The organism is Streptomyces caelestis (assembly GCF_014205255.1).
Lineage (GTDB): Bacteria > Actinomycetota > Actinomycetes > Streptomycetales > Streptomycetaceae > Streptomyces > Streptomyces caelestis.
Window position 1 is genome coordinate 8,897,125 of sequence record NZ_JACHNE010000001.1, and the last position, 17,763, is coordinate 8,914,887.

Genomic DNA, 17,763 nt, shown 5'->3' on the forward strand with positions numbered 1-17,763 from the left:
GCTTCTGCGGCATTGCGTCGACGAACAATAGGGCTTACCCGTCGAAGACGCTCCCGTGGATTGGCAGGAGGGCAGCGCCTCCTCTACCCATTGCCCGGCGGCCATCCTGCGCCAGGAGCATCGACAGCCTCAGGCACCTACACGAGATCATCAACTTTGCCGACCCCTTGGGAAGGAAGCATTCGCCATGACCAACCTGCCGAATGACGACACCGCGGAACCGCTGACACTGGAGCAGTTGCTGGAAATGGACAACGACCCCGTCTCCGGCGAGATGATCCCGGCTGAGATGCGGGAATCGATGTCCGAGAGGGTGGTGCACCTCTCCAGCCCGGACGGCAGCGAACGGGCCAAGCTGCCGGATCTGGGAGCCGAGCTCGCACGGAACGGGTCGTTCCAGTTGCCAGAGGGTGTGTTCCTGGGGCGGCTCGGAGGTGACGGTCGGACACAGGAGGGGGTCGGAGATTCCTGGGCGTCCACGACGCCGCCTCATCGGCCCGATTGGCGACCCCGCGTCTACCATCCGAAGGTCGCACCCACGGAACCGCCGCCGTGGGGGGTCAAGAACGGCAAAGGCGTGCGGTTGCACAAGGTGTACGGCCCTGAGAATCGCACCCCCTTCCGTCCTGAGGGCTACCCGATGACTTGTATCGGCCGCATCGAGGTCTTCGAGTCCGGCGTGAGGAGGCAGTTTGGGACGGCCGCGCTCGTCGGACCACGCCATATCGCCACCAGTGCGCACCTCATGCCCCGGGACGGGGGCGCCGGACGATGGGCCGTCAGGTTCGTCCCTGGATTCTTCAACGGCGTGTCGACGGTGGGCCTGGAGTCGTTTTGCGAGGCGTACCGCCACGTCGTCCACCCGAACAACGTGAGTGACTCCACTCAGGACCGCGACTTCGCCGTCCTGAAGCTCTACAACCCCCTAGGAAACCCCCTCGGGTGGTTCGGTACCAAAACCTACGACGACGACTGGGAGGACGAGGGACGCTGGACGCTGGTCGGGTATCCAGGCAGCATCACGGGCGCGGAGCGACCCACCTTCCAGAACGGCATCTCCGTGATCGACGACGACCCCTCGGGGGAATGGAGTGAGATCGAGCACCGCGGGGACGCGTCTGACGGGAACTCCGGCGGGCCGTTGTTCGGCACGTTTCCGGACGGGCTGCCCTACATCATCGGGGTTCACTCCGGCGACGAGGTGCGCATGGCTGGTCCCATTGTCGCGGAGGATAACAACGTCTGCGCGGGCGGAGTTGGGATGCCGCGGATGGTGAACGCTCTGCGCGCCGAGTGGCCCTGAGCACATTCGCCCGCGCAGGACGACCGGCCGGCCCTACGGCGTAGCAGGTGCGCGACGACGGCTCACGCAACTCAGCTCGCCGGACGCAAACAACGCCGTGAACGGTCCTGCGCCATCGACAAGGCCGCCTACCAGCGCCGCAACGTCGTCGAACGCTGCTTCCACCGGCCAAGCAATGGCGCGGCATCGCCACCCCGCTACGACAAGCATCCCGACCGCTACCTCGCCGGCATCACCCTCGCCAGCACACTCCTCTGGCTCGATACATGATCGACAAGACGTCCCCTACGGCCACGACCACGACCACCCCAACCGGGCCCGCTCTCGCACCAGACGTACGCCGCGCTCATAGGCGGGCCGCTGGACGGACTGCTGCTGGACATCACAGGCTGGCGGCCGGAGTAAGTCGACGACGGCGCGGCCCCGTCCACCGAGCTCGGTCAGTTCCTTGGTGCCCGGTCGCTGTACGACCCGCGCCCTGGCGAACCGCGCAAGCCTGGCCCGGGCGTGAGCTGCCGCTTCTACCACTACTCCGGCGACTCGCCCTGACCACAGCCCCGACCATCAGCCCGACCACGGCAGGTCAGCGGGACGCGGCCGGGGCCTGCAGCGCTACGAGCCGGGCTGCTCACGCAGGTCCAGGAAGCAGCGCAGCCTTACACCGGGCTCGGACATCCCCAGCGATGCCCTGACCTGTGCCAGACCCGGCCAGTTCTGCGCCTCGGCCCGGAGCCGCCGCGCTGCGCCGCCGTCACGGCTACGGCAGTGTCAGGAGTGGGACGTCGGTGGGGGAGAGGTCGGTGCGGGGGCGGTGCAGGCGTGCGGGGTGGCGCCACCGGCCGGCGGCGTCGCGGGCGACATCGGCGCCGACCTCCACCACGAGCTCAGGTCGCACGAGCGTGACGTCCAGCGTCTCTCTGGTGCCCCATCCGGCGGAGAACGACCAGCCCGTCCACGGATGCCCAGGCCCGGCCGGGGCGAGGAGGCCGGCGACTGTGCTGCTGGCTGTCTGGGTGAGGGTCGTAGTGCGGCCGGTGTACTGAAGGCGCCCACGCTCGTCGTATCTACCCAGCAGCAGACTGCGCGGAGCAGCCAGGGCGCCGGTGACCGCGCCGACGATCGCCTCGGTCGTCTCACGCACTTGTACTTCCGCCACCCGCGCATGGACGGCTCGTAACGGCTGTCCAGCCGCTTGTAGACCACGCCTTCCATGCCGACCGCCGCCCATGTCAGCCACTCGCGCACCGTGGCCGGGTCGGTGGTCGACGGGCACAGTGCCCACGGCGCCGACAGCCGGCGCGCGACGAACAGCGACTCCAATGCGGCCCGCCGCCGGTACGGCCAGAGGGTCGTGTCCGTGCCGGACAGCCGGAGCAGGTCGAAGGCGGCGGTGGGCCGGCCGCTCGGCAGCCGCCCGGGCCGCCCCAGCACCACGCCGGGCAAGCCGGTCCTGCAACCGCTCGAAGGCGAGCCGCCCTTCCTCCCACACGACCAGCTCGCCGTCCAGAGCGGTCGCGTCCGGCAGCTGCGCGGCGCCGGCCACAATCTCCGGGAACGCGGGGGCCATGTCGGTGCCGCGCCTTGAGCGCAGCACCACCTGCCCCGCGTCGACGGAGACCAGAGCCCGGAACCCGCCCTTCTCCAGAATTTGATGTGTCTCATGAGACAGAGCGTCGGGCGCCACTGACCACTCAGGGGCGCAACGCGGTTCACTTCTTGTCGGCTCCGCAGTCCTTCAGTGGCTTGGGCGCCGGGATGTAACTGAACGCCGAGCCCGGCCTGGCCGTGATCATCGACGGCTTGCTGGCGCCTCCGAAGAGGAGCTTCCAGGTGGCCATCAGCCGAGCGTGCTCGCCCTCTCGCGTGTTGTGTTTGGCGGCGGGGAGGTCCATGGCTTTTAGAGGTCCTAACAAAGGCGTTGGACGTGTCGGTGGGTGATGAGGCAGGTGGCGAGGCCAAGGAAGGCTTCGTGGATGTCGTCGCGTCTTTCCCAGCGGATGCGCAGGCGGCGGAAGCCGTGGAGCCAGGAGATGGTGCGTTCGACGACCCAGCGGAAGATGCCCAGGCCGGAGCCGTGCGGCTGTCCGCGTTCGGCGACCACGGGCCGGATACCGCGTTTCCGCAGCAGCCGCCGGTACTTGTCGTGGTCATAGCCGCGGTCGGCGAAGAGCATGTCCGGCCGTCTGCGTGGCCGTCCGACGACGCCGGCCACGGGTGGGACCTTGTCCAGCAGGGGCAGGAGTTGGGTGACGTCGTTACGGTTCCCGCCGGTCAGCGACACAGCGAGCGGGACGCCCTGGCCATCGACAAGGACGTGGTGTTTGCTGCCCGGCCGTGCGCGGTCGACCGGGCTGGGACCGCTTTTGGGCCTCTGCGGGCCGCCCGCACGTGGGAGGAGTCGATCACCGCCCGCGACCAGTCCAGCTGCTTCGCCGACCGCAGCCTCTACAGCAGCACCAAGTGCAGCTGGTCCCACACGCCGGCCTCGTTCCAGGCGGCCAGGCGTCGCCAGCACGTCATACCCGAACCAAAGCCCAGCTCCTGCGGCAGGTACTCCCACTGGATGCCGGTGTGCAGCACGAACAGGATCCCGCACAGGGCCTGCCGGTCAGGCACTCGCGGCCGGCCCGCCACCAGCTTCGGCCCCGGCTCGGGCAGTAACGGCTCGATGAGCGACCACAGTTCGTCCGACACGATCCACGGCCGCGACTGACGTTTCCCCACGACCCGACCAACGAGCAGACAAGCCCGATGGTCACTTGATCAACAACTTCTGTTAGGACCTCTTACTGTCGATGCTTCACGCCTGTCCGCTGATCGTTTGCGCTACATAGGTGCCGCGACCCGGCGCATCGCCCGGGGCATCGATCTCGACGAGATCGTGAGGGGGCTGTGCAGGGCCACCGTGCCCACCTTCTCCGACGCGATCCTGGTCTATCTGCGCGATCCACTGCCCGTCGGTGACGAGCGGCCCGTCGGCCCGCTGGTGTTCCGACTGAGCCGCACCGACCATAGACCGGGGGAGGGCGATGCCGACGGAGGGTTCGTGCCGCTGGTGCAACTGGGGCCCACCGAGCTGGACGGGGTCGCCACCCAGCCGTGCCAGGTTCGGCCAGGCAGCGCGCTCGCCGAGGTGCTGCGCGGCGTGCGCCCGGTCTTCACCAACACGCCCGCAGCCCGGGCGGCCCTGCCCGAGCTGCTCGGGAAGAACGCTGAGTATTGCGTCCCACCCGGAAAGCGCGCGATCCTCGCGCCACTGCGCGGCCGGCGCCGAGTGATCGGCACCGCGCTGTTCCTGCGCAACCTCGAGCGGCGCGCATTCGAGGACGACGACCTGCTGGTGGCTGCCCAGCTCGCCACGCACAGCGCACTGGGCATCGATAAGACGGCGTTGGACGGGCGCAAGGCCTCTATCGCTGGCGAGCTGCAGCTCAAAATGCTCCCGAGGGCCCTACCCCGCTGCACCGGCGTGCGGCTGGCCTCCCGCTACCTGCCGGCTGCGGAGACGGCCCGGGTCGGCGGCGACTGGTACGACGCGATCCCGCTGCCCGGCAGCCGTGTCGCCCTGGTCATCGGGGACGTCATGGGCCACGACATGACGTCGGCAGCCCTCATGGGCCAACTCCGCACCACCGCGCAGACCCTTGCGGGCCTGGACCTGCCACCGCAGGAGGTGCTACACGCCCTCGACGAGCAAGCCCAGCGACTGGGCACTGACTACATCGCGACCTGCCTCTACACAGTGTACGACCCGGTATCGCACCGCATCACCATCGCCAACGCCGGTCACCCGCCGCCCGTCCTGCTCCACCTGGGCGGCCGCGCCGAGGTGCTGCGCGTGCCCTCCGGTGCCCCCATCGGGGTCGGCGGCGTCGACTTCGAGGCCGTGGAGCTCGACGCGCCCGCAGGTGCAACCCTGCTGCTGTACACCGACGGGCAGGTCGAGTCCCGCCTGCGCGATGTGTGGACCGGCATCGAGCAGCTGCGGGAGAAGCTCGCCGCGATCGCACGGCTCACCGGCCCGGACCATCCGCCGCCCCTGGAAGCCCTGTGCGACGAGGTGCTCGACATGCTCGGCCGGGCGACCGGGACGACGACATCGCACTGCTCGCCGCCCGCTTCGACGGCATCGCGCCCAGCGACGTGGCGTATTGGTTCCTGGAGCCGGAAGACACGGCCCCCCGTCGGGCCCGACGTCTTGCCCGGGGCGCGCTCGTCCGCTGGGGCATGGAGGAACTCACGGACTCCGTGGAGCTGCTGGTCAGCGAGGTGGTGACCAACGCTGTGCGGTACACCTCCCGGCCGGTGACTCTGCGGCTGCTGCGCACGGACGTGCTGCGCTGCGAAGTCGGCGACGACGTGCCGCAACTGCCTCGGTTGCAGCGGACCCGCGCCACCGACGAGGCCGGACGTGGCCTGTACCTGGTGAACCGGCTGGCCCGGCGCTGGGGCGCGACCCGGCTGAGCACTGGCAAGGTGGTTTGGTTTGAACTCACCCGGTGAGATTGGGCTGCCAAGAACGCTGCCCATCTCCAGGATGCGACGCACCACCGCCCGGCCCCTGGGTAGCCAGGACGCACTCATCTGGAACAGAAGCTGGCCCGTCCAGCCGTCCCCGAAGTCGTCCTCAGCCAGGTCTTCCGGTCCCGGGAGGGCTCGACCGTCGGTGCGTCCAGCCAGTCGGCCGGAACATCGGGACGGAGCCCATAGGCCGCCTGCACCGCGCCGATCGCCTGCTGGTAGCTATCCGTCTCGGTATCGATGGTCACCGCACGCCCCGCCCGCCCGCTCCGCGCTCAAATCCGCACGAGCCCAGATGAAATTCCTTCGCACGCCCGCCAAGGGCTCCACGAAGGCCGTGGCCGCCGACCTGGGCGTCTCCCGCAGTACGGTGGAGCGCGTGCCGGGCGTACTTCGGGTTCACTGCGAACGGGTCCTCGGACGAGGGCTGGGTGAAGGACATCATCACCGCTGTCTCGCCCACCCACGCCACCCAGATCCTTCAGCTGAAGGAGGCCAGAGCGACGGACGATGACCTCCAACCGCTGCTCGCTGAGGCCATCACGCACTCCTATTTCCAGGAGGGCGGAACCACCCGGAAGGTCCTGCGCGCGGATTTCACGGACGTGGTGTGGCTCGATATCTCGTTTTAGCGGCGCGGAATTCAGGACGGCTATAAACCTGTGTGTGACTGAGCGCCACGGTTGGCCAGTTAGCGGCTTTCTTGGCCAGTCTTAGCGTTCACGGTCGACGGCACTCGGACGGACTTGATCATCGCTCCGAGTTCAAGCGGTAACGACATTGAAGGCCGGGAAAACTTTTGGCTGCACATCGGCGAATCCGAGGTCTCGCAGGATCGGAAGGATGGTCTCACCGAACCGGTTGAAGGACTCCTCGGAGTCCCAGACATCCGTCACATGCCAACCGGTCGGGCTGGGGCCTGCAATGTGGGCGATGAGACCGGGGACGGGCCAGTCCGAACTGGCCTTGACCAGTCCGCGTCCCTTGTTCAGTTTGTTTGTGCCTTCTTCGTACTGAGCCTGGGTCATGCCGGGCACGTTAAACACAGCGATGATGGCCATGATCACTCCGTCTCATTGAGGGGCCTCGGGTTCTCCCAGTCGACCATCTCAACGATTCGACCGCGCGTTGAGGCGCTCCATCCGGAGGAGGGGCCATCTCGGCTCTGGGGCTCCGAGCGGGCCACTTGCATCGCTCAGACTGACCAACTGTGGCGCTCAGCCGACCACGTGATCGCCACCTGGGTGACGTCGACCGGCTGCGGCACGCGGTACGAGGATCTGACGGCCGAAGGCGAGGTCCACGTCGACTACCTGCCCCCGCTGGGCGAGCCGTGGTTCGAGGACGAGGACGACCCGGACTACTACCCGATCTGCCACTGCCCGCGCATCCCGAAGCAGTTCTGCATGGAGTGCGCCGGCTGCGCCGCCTGCGGGCAGTGTCGCGGCCCGCACACCTGGCCCCCGGCCCGGTCCTGATCACCGAGGGCGATCTCTCAGCTTGTTCTTTATCTACCAGGATCTTCCAGGCTTGCCGATGGCCTTGAGGGTCTCTGGGCGTTTGACGGTTTTGCCGACGTCGTAGTGGCGTGCCCGGTGCTTGTTCTTGGCACCAGGCGGCCTTCCGGGGTCGGCTCCTCGGGGTTTGGGAACACGGGCCGGGCAGGCGAGGTGAGCGCGGATGTTCCTGAACCCTCGGCGGACCCGGGCCGGGGTGAGCCGGTCGGAGGTGGCCGGTTTCTCCCAGGGCCGGCGGAGGTCCGCGGCGAGAGGCCGGGCGAGCCGGAGCTGGGTGTGAGCGACGATCAGGAGCCAGGTCCAGCGGTCCGCGGCCTGGGGAGTGCGGAGTTTCGGGGTGGTCCAGCCCAGGGTCTGCTTCGCGAAGCGGAAGGTGTGCTCCAGGTCGAAGCGGCGGAGAAATGCCTGCCAGAATCGGTCCACGTCGTCCGGAGCGGCGCCGGTCTTGGAGGACCACAACCACACCGGCGGGGCATCACGGTCCTTCGACAGATGCTCGACCTTCAACCGGATCAACGTGCCCTCGACCAAGGGAAGTTCACCGTCGTGGTCGAGCCATGAGGAGCGGTGGGTGAGCCTTGGGTGGACCCGGTCCCATGCCTGAGTCTCGGCCTGGCCGTAGTTGGTGGTTGCGGTGACCGTGGTGATCGCGGGCTCGGGCCAGGTCTCCGGCTTGGCGAAGCGGAATTCCGGGCCGTGCTTAGGGGGCCGTCCGCCCTTCGGGTCGTGGACGCGAGGCGGCTTGGGCAGGCGCATGACCCGGTCGGAGCGGACGCGGCCGACAAGCTCGACGGGCAGGTCGCGCAGGACCCAGGCCAGGCGGGTGACGTCATAGCCGGCGTCGCTGACGATCACGATCTGCGGGTCCCCGTTTTGCCACTGGCCGGTCGCGACGAGCCGTTCAACGACTCCTCGGAGCTGGGCGGCGGTGACCGCGGTCGCGTCGTCTGCAGGTCCCAGCCGGACCGCGTCCAGGATCGCGGTCCAGGAGGTGGCACCCGGCTCCAGCACGGCGACAAAGGAGTACGGCCAGCCCGGGATGAACTGCGATGCCGTCTTCGCCCGGCCGTAGACGTGGCAGAACAGCCGGTCCGCTGAGCACGGCGCATCCGAGCGAAGCCACGGTGACACATCGACTGCGAGGACCAGTCGGCCGTCGTCGAACCGCGGCAGCGACAGTCCGGCCAGCACCGTCCGCAACCGACCAGCATCGATCCGGCCGTGGTTCAGGCCGCCGTACATCGCTCCGTGCCCACGTCGGTGTTCGGGCAGCAGCGTCAGGTCCACCGGGGACTTCACAGCACCGTCCGCACACAGCACCGCGTCTGCCAGCTCGAACAACTCGTCGCGCCGGGCGGTCAGGCACTCGTAGAACTCTCCCCGGAAGCGTGACGCTTCCGCGAACGCTTCCCTCCGGACAGCATCAGGCAGCAGACTCACCCTCACGGCCTTCGTCGTGGTCACGTGCACCTTGGTCGGAGCACATGATCAGACGAAGGCCGCCTCCACGTCCGGCGAACCCCCTGGTGAGCGACCCAGTTCGAGACACCGTTCGAGGCCGGAAGAAAAAGAACAAGCTCAGTGCCTGTTTCTGAACCCCAAAACGGCAGGTCAGCTCACGGTTTCCTGAGATGAGAAGTTTGGGGAAGCGTTCGCCGAACAGTCACGGTGACTGTTCGGCGAACGGAATCGGCGAGGCGCGAGAGACGGGTGAGCCAGCAAGTGAAAGTCACCACGGTGATCTTTACCCGAAGGCGGCACCTCCAGCGCCAACCGACATGAGGTCCCGGGACGTTCTGGCACTCCGGAGCCAGAGTCCCGGCTCATGAGGGCGCGGTGGCGCCCCGGTCTCCGGCTGCGGTCGCGCTGCCCAGGATTCAACGACTGCCGCGCACTCGTAGACCGCGAGTGACAGATCCTTCAGTGCCTACCGCCCCCGTGGCGAACGGCTTTCCTGCGTCCTGCGTTGTGCGAGGCTCCTAGGAGGACCCTGGAGAGGTGGCCTGGCTGAGCCGCTGCCCCGGGAGCAGCGTCCGGGAGAACGCCCGCACCGTCACATAGTCAGTTGCCCTCGGGGTCGACCTGCCGCCCGATGCGGATTCCGCAGCGATGAGCCCCGCCAAGCGAGAGCCCCGGCGCCCATTCGCCGGGGCTCCTCTGGTGCCGCTCCGCAGCGCTTTACAGCAGACCGCAGGAGCAGACCTTCACGTCATCGATCACTGGCCCGTAGGCGCCGGAGACGGTGCTGTCGAACGCCAGCGTCGCGGTGAACCCGAGGGACAGGAACGTCACCTTCCGAGTCTCGTAACCCATGTTGGCGCGTGTCTTGCCGGTGGAGTCGAACGAGAAGCTCTGGACGTTCTGTCCGTTGACCAGAACCCACCCGGTCAACCAACGTGACAGCGCCGCCGGAACTCATCAGTGCCAGTAGTCCGGCGGCAGCGACGGCCAGAACCTTAGAGCGGTGTGGCGCAAGTCGATTACGCATTCTTTCCTCATTACTGAATGGGTTAATGTCCTTGTTTTCCCTCTGGCTGCTGGTCGGCCGGGGATGGTCTGGAGCGCCCGTGTTCGCACGCTCAGCGTCCGCCGTGCCCAGCGCTTCCGGTTCGGTACGGGGCCACTCTCCTGAAGTCCGGGGACGTGCTGTTCACGGTGCCGGGGCCGGCGTCGGCAAACCTTCGAAAAAGCTTGAATCCGCCTAGAACCACAGGTCGGTGGCGCTCAGAGTGTGGCGTAGAGATGTCCGGGTGTCGCAGGGGGTGTGATGGCCACGTGTTTCGGGATCCTGGGGACCATCGAGGTATGGCGGAACGGGGCGCCGATCGACGTGGGGCACGCGATGCAGCGGCGAGTACTGGCGGCGCTGCTCGTCGACGCGGACCGGGCGGTGTCGGCCGACGCGCTGGTGGACCGCGTGTGGGGGGACACCGAGCCGGCGTACGGCCGCCGGAAACTGTACGGATACCTCTCCCGGCTGCGGCACGCACTGGCGGCCGACGGCACGGCCATCACACGGGAGCGGAGCGGCGGCTACCGGCTGGCGGTCGACCCCTCGGTGGTGGACGCACACCGCTTCCGCGATCTGTCGGGCCGGGCCCGGAAGGCGGGCAGCGACGGGCAGGCGGAGGCTCTGTGGCGGGAAGCCCTGGCGCTGTGGCGAGGCAGCGCGTTCGCCGGGGTGGACACCCCATGGTTCAACGCGCGGCGCCGCCTCCTCGATGGCGAGCGGCTGGCAGCCCAGCTGGAGCTGGTCGATGTGCGGCTGCGCCTGGCGCAGCACGATGGGATGGTGAGCGAAGTGGCCGCCCGGGCCGAGGCGTATCCGCTCGACGAACGCGTGATCGGGCAACTGATCCTGGCCCTGTTCCGATGCGGACGGCAGGCCGAAGCGCTGGAGGCGTACGAGCGCGCTCGTCGGCGACTCGCCGACGAACTGGGTGTCGACCCCGGCGCGGCGTTGCGGCGGCTGTACGAACGGATCCTCGCCGGCGACCCGGAGCTCGCCACGCCCCGCTCCGCCGCACCGCCCGCCACCACGAAACCGGCCGGCAAGAGCGGCACGGTGGCGAACGTGGGCTCGCCGACGGCACGCCAGCTCGTCCCCCGGCTCCTCCCGGCGGACCAGTCGCTCTTCGTCGGCCGGGAGGACGAGGTGGACGAGGCTTGTCGGCTGCTTGGCGAAGAACGGCCCGGTCCGGTGACGCTGCTGGTCACCGGCCCCGCCGGAGTCGGCAAGACCGCCTTCGCGGTACGTACGGGGCACCTGCTCGCCTCCCGCTTCCCGGACGGTCAGCTCCATGCGGATCTGCGGGGCTTCGGAGACGAGCCAGCCGAGCCGTTCACGATCCTCGGCACCTTCCTCCGCGCGCTCGGCATCCCCGGCGGTACCGTGCCCGCAGAGCTGACCGGCCGCGTCCATCTCTACCGCACCCTGCTGGCAGGGCGGCAGATGCTCGTCGTCCTGGACAACGCCGCCAGTACCCAGCAGGTGAGTGACCTCCTGCCCAGCGGCGTGCGCTGTGCCACCATCATCACCAGCCGGACGACCATGGCGGAACTGTGCGGCCGCCGACTCCCCCTGGGCGTACTGGACCCCGCGACGGGGCTCGACTTGCTGCGCGAGATGCTGGGCCGGGACCGGACCGACGCGGACTCCGGGTCGGCCCGCTCCATCGTGGAAACCTGCGGTGGCCTTCCCCTGGCGGTGTGGGTCGCCGGTGCTCGGCTGGCCGCCCGACCGCACTGGCCCCTGGCCAAGGTGGCGCGCGCCCTCGCCGACGAGCAGCGCAAGCTCGACGAGTTGGCCGTCGGCCACATCGCCGTACGGGCCAGTCTCGAACTGACCTACCAGCAGATGTCCGCGGCGACGCAGCACGCTCTGCAGATGATCGCCCTGCTGCCCGGACCGAGCTTCGCCGCCTGGGCGCTGGCCGCGCTGCTGGACGCGGGCCTGTCCGAGGCGGAGGCCGTCCTCGACGACCTGGTCGACGTACACCTGGTGCAGACCGGTTCGGCGAACGCCACCGGAATCCGCTATCAACTGCACGACCTGGTGCGACTGTTGGCCAGGGAGCGCGCGGAGCAGGACGTCCCGGAACGGGATCGCAGGGCCGCGCTCACCCGGTTGCTCGGGGCGAGCCTGTACCTCGCCGACCTCGCCGCGGACACCCTCAGCGTCGACTTCCAAGGCATCTCACAGCTGGACCTGGCCTCCTGGCGGCTGGCCGCTGCCGATCAGCTGCTCGCCGATCCGCTCGCCTGGTTCAACGACGAACGCCAGTTCCTCATCGACGTGGCAGAGCAGGCGCTGGACGGAACGGAGGGTGTCGCACCCGCCGCCGGGCTGGCCACCGCCCTCACGACCCTCTTCCAGGTCGGCAGCCACTTCGACGACTGGGAGAGGCTCCAGAACCGGGCGCTCAAGGCGGCCCTGAGCAGCGGCGACCGGCACAGCGCCGCGAAGGTCCACCGTTGCCTCGGCGAACTCACCACCATCCTCGACCGCTATCCGGAAGCACTGGACCACTTCGAGCAGGCCCTGCTGCTCGCCGAGGGACAGGGGCCGACCTACCGGGCCAGTGCCACGGCCGGACTGGCATACGTGCATCGACTCCTTGGCCAGTACTCCACGGCCAGGTTCCATTTCGAGGAGGCCGCCGAGTTGGCTGAATCGGCGGGGAACGTCAACTGTCTCGTCTACGCGACCAACGGCCTCGGCGTCATCGACCTCGAACAGGGCCGTTTCGGGGCCGCCGTGGAGCGGTTCACGGAGTGTCTCCACGCCAGCCGCGCCGGGGGCTACCGGCCGGGCGAGGCCCAAGCCTTGCGATGCCTGGGCCAGGGCCATCGTGCCCTCGGCGCCTATCCGGCCGCCGCCGACTGCTACCGGAGGGCCGTCGCGATCAGTGAGAGCCTCGGCGACCGCCTCAGCGCCACACACGCCACCTGCTGGCTCGGTGACGTCCTGGTACGGCAGGGCGCGCATCGGGAAGGGCGCCAATTACTGGCCCGGAGCCTGTGCACCTATCGGGAGTTCGGCAACCTCTGGGGCGAGGCGGCGACACTTTACGCGCTCGCGGAGGCGCAACTCGCGGTCGGTCGCGCGGCTCTGGCCCGCCGACGTGCCGAAGCCGCCATCAGGCTCTGGCGGCAGATCGGCTCCAGCAAGTGGCTCACCGTCGGCCTCGACACCCTGGCCAAGGCCCACACCCTGGCCGGCGACCACGAGGCCGCGACCCGGGCTCGTGACGAGGCCGCAGAGATACGGACGGCTTCGGGCAGCCCCGGCCCATGACCGTGCGTCCTGTCGGGCGCTCCGGTCACCGAGCACGCTTCTTGCCACCGGCTACCACAGTGGCGTGGTTCCGTCAGCGCGCCTTGCGCACCTGGGCGGCCTTCCGGGCCTCCACGACCTTCCGGGCTTCGGCGGCCTTGCAGCTCTCCTTCGGGGGACGGCCTGTGCGGGTGCCCATACCCCTGAAGGGGGCGTTGGCGTTCTTCGTCGGCTCCCCCGCCGGGAAACGCTTGGCCCCGGTGATGCTGGTCAGCTTCTCCTCGTCGGACCGAACCCGCGTGACCGTGGGCCGGATGCCGGCGTCCGACATCATCCGGTTCACCTCGCGCCGCTCTCCGGGAGTGACCAGGGTGACCACACTGCCCGACTCGCCCGCGCGCCGTGCGCCCGCTGCGGTGGAGATAGTCCTCGGCGGGCGGATCCACGTTGACGACAAGATCGAAGGTCGTCGATGTGACTGCCGCAGGCGTCGACGTTGGCGGCCACCAACACCGTGATTCCCGCCGTCCTTGTGTGAGATATCCCGTGGGTTCCCCTGGAGGCCGGCGCACCCGTTGCCAACGGGACCAGGAAGTTTCTGGATCCCGATCCCGGTCGGCCCGATCGGGCATGAGGAAATCTCAGAAATCCTGAAGACTCTTCACTGCGATACGGTCGCTCCACCGCGTGCAAGCACGCTGTGACCAGCGCAAGCGAGTCCATCACGCCGAACAGCAGTCATGAGGAACCTACGGGATATTCCACATTCACCGCGCTCGCCGCTGATCTCGCCAGCCCGGCGGTCGGCACGTTGCACCACAATGATCTGGAAGAACTCCTCGACACCCGAGGCGGGAGCTTCTGTGCCTGCTGTATCAGGAGCATCTCGATCTGCGCGCGGTCCGGGAAGAGAACCCTCCGCCGGGCCCGACTGTGCCCGGCAAAGGGTCCTGGCGGTGTGATGCGAACCCGGGTCGAGTACGGACATCGGCGGCTGCTGGCGACCTCGTTCGGCACGGTGATTGTGCGCCGGTGCGCGTGGCAGGCTCCCGGCGTGGGCAACCTCCACCCCGCTGACGTGGCTGTGCCGCTGCCAAGGCAGTGGCACAGCCACTCCCTGATACGGCTGAGCGCGATCGAGGCGGCACGCGGCTCGTTCGACGCCGCCACCGCCGCGGTCGGCCGCAGATGCGGGCCGGTGATCGGCAAGAGGCAGGTCGAACTGGCCGTCGTGGCCGCGGCCTCCGACATCGACACCTTCTGCATGTCAGGTCAGTCGTTCGCCAACCGGAGGGCGGCCCAGGTCTGCGAGCCGACCTTGCCGTCGATCGCGAGTTGTGAGCCCGTCATGCTGTTCCATGCGTTCTGGAAATCCCTCACGGCACTTCGGGTGCCGCTGCCGAATACCCCGTCGAGGCTGAGGTGGTAGCCGACCCTGATCAGCAGGCACTGGACCTCGTAGACCCTGTTTCCCGTGTTCCCATAGACGGTCAGCGCGGATCCTGAGTAGTAGCCGCAGGTGTAGGCAGCGGCACGGGAGATGGCTGGGGCGGACGGCGAAGGCGTGGTCTGTGCGGCGGCCGGGGCGATCGCCCCAGCCGCCGCGACGGCCGTCAGCGCGACGGCAAGGACGGTTTGCCTCGCGGCGATAGCGGCGGCAAGCGTGCCTCTCATATGGGCAGTCCTTCGAGGTAGAGGTCGAGTCCGGCTTCAGCGCTGGCCCCGCAGGCACCGCCAAGTCGGAGGACCCACGACGCCATCACTGCCGCTGCCGAAGCCGCAGTAGTGTCGCTGGAAGTTCTTGACGGCGGTGAGGGTTGTCGGGCCGAAGTTGCCGTCCAGGGCCCCCGGGCTGGTCAGTGCGTTCCACGGGTTCCCGTTCTCTTCTATCGCCCACCAGTAGTCCAGGAGGCACTGGATCTCGCGCACCCGGTCACCCGTGGCGCCGTAGCGCAAGGTAACGTTCCATGCCCAACTGTAACCGGCGGTGTAGCCGTTGTAGTCGACGCCTTCCTTGAACCACACCAGGCAACGGGGCTCGACGGAGGCAGCGGACTGCGAGGCGGCAGGCGGTCGGCTGACCTGCGCCGGCGCCGACGAGACGGAGGCGCTCGCGCTGACGGGGACGGCGAGGGCCGAACAGGCCAGGGCAGCACCGACGGCCAGGGTGACACGAGACGTCAAGGACACGGTTTCCTCCTAGGTGAGCTTCGCATATGGTCCGGTTTGCACGGACCGTGGTGAGTGCCACTGTGTCGGAGCAACCGTCGGAAAACCTTCGGAAGGTCTTGATTGGGCCTTCAAACGGGTGGTCAGCCGCAGGTAGACCAGTAGGGCATGCATGGACGTGAAGATCGTCAAGTGTCGCTGCGCGCCCTCATGGGCCCGAACCCGCGCATCATCGGCGATGCGTCCTGGGCCAAGCTCATGGCCGCCGGACTCACCCTCAACAGCGAGGATGTCAAGCCCTACGGCTCCAGCCGGGCCCGCAACGCGGGCTGGCAGGCCACGTACTATCCGATCGAGATGATCCGGGCCATGGTCGGCGTCTGGCTGTTCGGCGGCTGCCGCGTCGACGAGATCCGCCGCCTCGACCTGGACTGCGTCACCCACGACCAGGGCATCGACGAAAACACCAGCAGTTTTACTGCCGTGCCGCCGGACTTCTGTTTCGATGTGGCCCAGTACGAGGCTGAACTCGTGCGGGCCGCGGCGGACCGCAGTTGGGAAGAGCCTGTGGACACCATTGCCCGGCTTCTCGAGCAGACTCTCTCGGACAGCGGTTGGTTCGAGCGGTGGGGCTGCGTCCTCATGGGCGTCTCGCCGCGACGTGAGGAGCCCGGCCTCCCTGAGGAGCTCACAAGCCTCGAGGGCGTTGATGTTGAGTTCTACCAGGTCCGGGGGCCGGGCGGGCGTACAGATTTCTACGGGTACGAGTTGCTCGTTGCCCGAGGCCAGTCCGTGGAAGAGCAGGTATGGCGACTCGCGACCCACATTCTGGCGGACGATCCTCGGAAGACTGCTGAGATTCAAGAACGCTGAGGGCCATGTGCGGAACGCGCGTTACGAGGGGGCTCTTTGTATTCGTTGAGTGGTTTTTCGTCGCTTGTTGGTGGGGGATGCCTGCGGAATCTGCTGGTGCGCGGCCTGTGGTCTGATTGTCTGGTGGAGTGAGTGAACGCAGGCCGTACCCGAGTGACTTGTCCGACGATCAGTGGTCTTTGATCGAGCCGGTGATCACGGCGTGGAAGGACCGGCACCGCTCGGTCAGCGGCCACCAGGGCGCCTGCGACATGCGGGAGATCGTCAACGGATCCTCTACCAGGGGCGGACCGGCTGCCAGTGGGCCTATCTCCCGCACGACCTGCCGCGGAAGAGCGCGGCCTACTACTACTTCGCCGCCTGGCGGGACGACGGGACCGACCAGGTCATCCATGAGCTTCTGCGCTGCCAGGTCCGTGAACGCGCCCGGCGATTAGAGGACCCGACCCTGGTGGTCCTGGACACCCAGAGTGTCCACGTGGCCGCCGGGGTCCCCGCCGCCACGAGTGGCCACGATGCGGCCAAGCGGGTGCCCGGCCGCAAGCGCGGACTGGCGGTGGACGTCCTCGGCCTGGTCATCGCGGTCGTCGTCCTCGCCGCGAACATCCATGACAACGCCGCGGGCATCGTCCTGCTGGACCAGGTCGCCGAGCACGCCGGCGGAACTGTCCGCAAGGCCCTGGTCGACCAGGGCTTCAAGAACCAGGTCGTCCTGCACGGCGCCGGCCTGGGGATTGACGTCGAGATCGTCGAACGCAACCCGCAGGACAAGGGGTTCGTGCCGCAGCCGAAGCGGTGGAGGGTCGAGCAGGCCTACGGGATCCTGATACTGCACCGGCGCCTGGTCCGCGATTACGAGCACCGTCCCTCCTCCTCCGCCTCCCGCGTCTACTGGGCCATGACCCATGTCATGACCCGACGCCTCACCGGCGCGAACGCCCCCACCTGGCGCGAAGAACGGGCGGTGGCCGCGTGAACCTCCAGCCCTTGCTCGATGCCCTGGACCTCCAGGAAGACGCCGCCCGGGCCCTGGCCGACGACCTCCGCGCACAGATCGACGACCTGCAGACCCGGTTGCGGGAGGCCGAGATGCACCTGGAGCACCTCGCGATCACCCGCAAGACCGTCACCGGCCTTGCCGACCGGCTCCCGGCCGTCGCGCCGGACCTGCCCGAGCACCCGGACTACCCCCGCATCCTCGCCCCCTTCAACCACGTGACCGGACCGCTACGGGCCAAGGACGTTTGTGAAGCCCTCGGCCGCGAACTGCTGGCGAAGAACGTCGAAGGCACCCGGGCCAAGCTGAAACGCCTGGTCAAACTCGGCATTCTCACCGGGGCCGACACCGGCAACCTCGCCAGGAAGCAATAGTCGACGGAACCTCCACCAGCGACCTTGCTCCAACTTCGGCCAGGAACAGACATCACCTCACGAACCGGCCTCTGATTTCCGGCCTGACTCTCGGTTCCAGGAAGCGGGCCGATTCCCGTCACGGTCAAATGCCGTGCTCGGCCTGCGGGTTGGTGGTGAACCATGCCCGAAGAGATCAGGGTTGCCGACAAGGTTGGCAGTGTCAGCGCGAATCGGTACGCCGAGATCGTGGC

The 17,763-nt window shown here is 68.3% G+C and carries 13 protein-coding genes and 7 pseudogenes; 9 read left to right on the forward strand and 11 right to left on the reverse strand.

What is annotated here, in order from left to right:
* Positions 1 to 187: 187 nt before the first annotated feature.
* The gene (locus HDA41_RS40370; protein ID WP_184992973.1) at positions 188 to 1,303 is read left to right on the forward strand and encodes a trypsin-like serine peptidase; all 1,116 of its coding nucleotides are present in this window, start codon (positions 188 to 190) and stop codon (positions 1,301 to 1,303) included.
* 262 nt (positions 1,304 to 1,565) lie between these two features.
* Positions 1,566 to 1,852: pseudogene (locus tag HDA41_RS42145) on the forward strand (hypothetical protein).
* A gap of 208 nt (positions 1,853 to 2,060) precedes the next feature.
* Here the strand turns inward: HDA41_RS42145 and HDA41_RS42545 are convergent.
* The 5 genes and pseudogenes from HDA41_RS42545 to HDA41_RS40380 form a co-directional block, all read right to left on the reverse strand.
* Positions 2,061 to 2,444 carry an ATP dependent DNA ligase gene (locus tag HDA41_RS42545; protein WP_230299854.1) on the reverse strand — a complete coding sequence of 128 codons (384 nt, stop codon included), beginning with the start codon at positions 2,442 to 2,444 and terminating at the stop codon, positions 2,061 to 2,063.
* Positions 2,445 to 2,503: 59 nt separating this feature from the next.
* A pseudogene (locus tag HDA41_RS42550) lies at positions 2,504 to 2,737 on the reverse strand (hypothetical protein); the annotation flags it as partial.
* Between the two features lie 58 nt (positions 2,738 to 2,795).
* A pseudogene (locus tag HDA41_RS42555) lies at positions 2,796 to 2,987 on the reverse strand (DNA ligase); the annotation flags it as partial.
* A 25-nt stretch (positions 2,988 to 3,012) separates the two neighbouring features.
* Positions 3,013 to 3,141 (reverse strand): hypothetical protein, encoded by a 129-nt coding sequence (locus HDA41_RS42155; RefSeq protein WP_260423400.1) that lies wholly within the window; start codon positions 3,139 to 3,141, stop codon positions 3,013 to 3,015.
* Positions 3,142 to 3,209: 68 nt separating this feature from the next.
* Positions 3,210 to 4,000, reverse strand: a pseudogene (locus tag HDA41_RS40380) (IS5 family transposase).
* A 106-nt stretch (positions 4,001 to 4,106) separates the two neighbouring features.
* Between HDA41_RS40380 and HDA41_RS40385 the strand changes: the two are divergent.
* Positions 4,107 to 5,806 (forward strand): annotated as a pseudogene (locus HDA41_RS40385) (SpoIIE family protein phosphatase); the annotation flags it as partial.
* A gap of 449 nt (positions 5,807 to 6,255) precedes the next feature.
* Positions 6,256 to 6,456, forward strand: coding sequence for a hypothetical protein (locus HDA41_RS40390; protein ID WP_184992975.1), 201 nt, complete (start codon positions 6,256 to 6,258; stop codon positions 6,454 to 6,456).
* 132 nt (positions 6,457 to 6,588) lie between these two features.
* On the opposite strand, the gene HDA41_RS40395 is transcribed toward HDA41_RS40390, so the two are convergent.
* Positions 6,589 to 6,885 carry a hypothetical protein gene (locus tag HDA41_RS40395; RefSeq protein WP_184992977.1) on the reverse strand — a complete coding sequence of 99 codons (297 nt, stop codon included), beginning with the start codon at positions 6,883 to 6,885 and terminating at the stop codon, positions 6,589 to 6,591.
* Between the two features lie 168 nt (positions 6,886 to 7,053).
* On the opposite strand from HDA41_RS40395, the gene HDA41_RS40400 reads away from it, so the two are divergent.
* Entirely contained in the window at positions 7,054 to 7,302 is a 249-nt protein-coding gene (locus tag HDA41_RS40400; protein WP_184992979.1) for a hypothetical protein, read from the forward strand.
* A 33-nt stretch (positions 7,303 to 7,335) separates the two neighbouring features.
* Here HDA41_RS40400 and HDA41_RS40405 read toward each other — a convergent pair whose 3' ends face one another.
* Positions 7,336 to 8,781, reverse strand: a complete 1,446-nt coding sequence (locus HDA41_RS40405; protein ID WP_184994157.1) for an NF041680 family putative transposase — start codon at positions 8,779 to 8,781, stop codon at positions 7,336 to 7,338.
* A gap of 738 nt (positions 8,782 to 9,519) precedes the next feature.
* Positions 9,520 to 9,732, reverse strand: a complete 213-nt coding sequence (locus HDA41_RS40410) for a carbohydrate binding domain-containing protein (protein WP_184992981.1) — start codon at positions 9,730 to 9,732, stop codon at positions 9,520 to 9,522.
* Between the two features lie 376 nt (positions 9,733 to 10,108).
* Here HDA41_RS40410 and HDA41_RS40415 point away from each other — a divergent pair, with 376 nt between their 5' ends.
* Positions 10,109 to 13,138, forward strand: coding sequence for an AfsR/SARP family transcriptional regulator (locus tag HDA41_RS40415; protein WP_184992983.1), 3,030 nt, complete (start codon positions 10,109 to 10,111; stop codon positions 13,136 to 13,138).
* Between the two features lie 73 nt (positions 13,139 to 13,211).
* On the opposite strand, the pseudogene HDA41_RS40420 reads toward HDA41_RS40415, so the two are convergent.
* From HDA41_RS40420 to HDA41_RS40430, 3 genes and pseudogenes are all read right to left on the reverse strand, one after another.
* Positions 13,212 to 13,639 (reverse strand): annotated as a pseudogene (locus tag HDA41_RS40420) (helicase-related protein); the annotation flags it as partial.
* Between the two features lie 750 nt (positions 13,640 to 14,389).
* Positions 14,390 to 14,791: a peptidoglycan-binding domain-containing protein gene (locus HDA41_RS40425; protein ID WP_184992985.1), complete on the reverse strand. Its 402-nt coding sequence runs from the start codon at positions 14,789 to 14,791 to the stop codon at positions 14,390 to 14,392.
* A 36-nt stretch (positions 14,792 to 14,827) separates the two neighbouring features.
* Positions 14,828 to 15,307, reverse strand: coding sequence for a peptidoglycan-binding domain-containing protein (locus tag HDA41_RS40430; RefSeq protein ID WP_184992993.1), 480 nt, complete (start codon positions 15,305 to 15,307; stop codon positions 14,828 to 14,830).
* Positions 15,308 to 15,478: 171 nt separating this feature from the next.
* On the opposite strand from HDA41_RS40430, the gene HDA41_RS42160 reads away from it, so the two are divergent.
* From HDA41_RS42160 to HDA41_RS40445, 3 genes and pseudogenes are all read left to right on the forward strand, one after another.
* The gene (locus HDA41_RS42160; RefSeq protein WP_311772193.1) at positions 15,479 to 16,159 is read left to right on the forward strand and encodes a hypothetical protein; all 681 of its coding nucleotides are present in this window, start codon (positions 15,479 to 15,481) and stop codon (positions 16,157 to 16,159) included.
* 128 nt (positions 16,160 to 16,287) lie between these two features.
* Positions 16,288 to 17,135, forward strand: a pseudogene (locus tag HDA41_RS40440) (IS5 family transposase).
* Complete coding sequence (locus tag HDA41_RS40445) at positions 17,132 to 17,530, forward strand: hypothetical protein (protein WP_184979528.1); 399 nt, start codon at positions 17,132 to 17,134, stop codon at positions 17,528 to 17,530. Before HDA41_RS40440 ends, HDA41_RS40445 begins: the two are co-directional and overlap by 4 nt.
* Positions 17,531 to 17,763 lie beyond the last annotated feature (233 nt).

What these genes read in the sequence shown, in the direction of transcription:
- HDA41_RS40370 (WP_184992973.1), top strand. Translation starts at nt 188, where the DNA reads ATGACCAACCTGCCGAATGACGACACCGCGGAACCGCTGACACTGGAG.
- HDA41_RS42155 (WP_260423400.1), bottom strand. Translation starts at nt 3,141, where the DNA reads ATGGCCACCTGGAAGCTCCTCTTCGGAGGCGCCAGCAAGCCGTCGATG.
- HDA41_RS40395 (WP_184992977.1), bottom strand. Translation starts at nt 6,885, where the DNA reads ATGGCCATCATCGCTGTGTTTAACGTGCCCGGCATGACCCAGGCTCAG.
- HDA41_RS40415 (WP_184992983.1), top strand. Translation starts at nt 10,109, where the DNA reads ATGGCCACGTGTTTCGGGATCCTGGGGACCATCGAGGTATGGCGGAAC.
- HDA41_RS40425 (WP_184992985.1), bottom strand. Translation starts at nt 14,791, where the DNA reads ATGAGAGGCACGCTTGCCGCCGCTATCGCCGCGAGGCAAACCGTCCTT.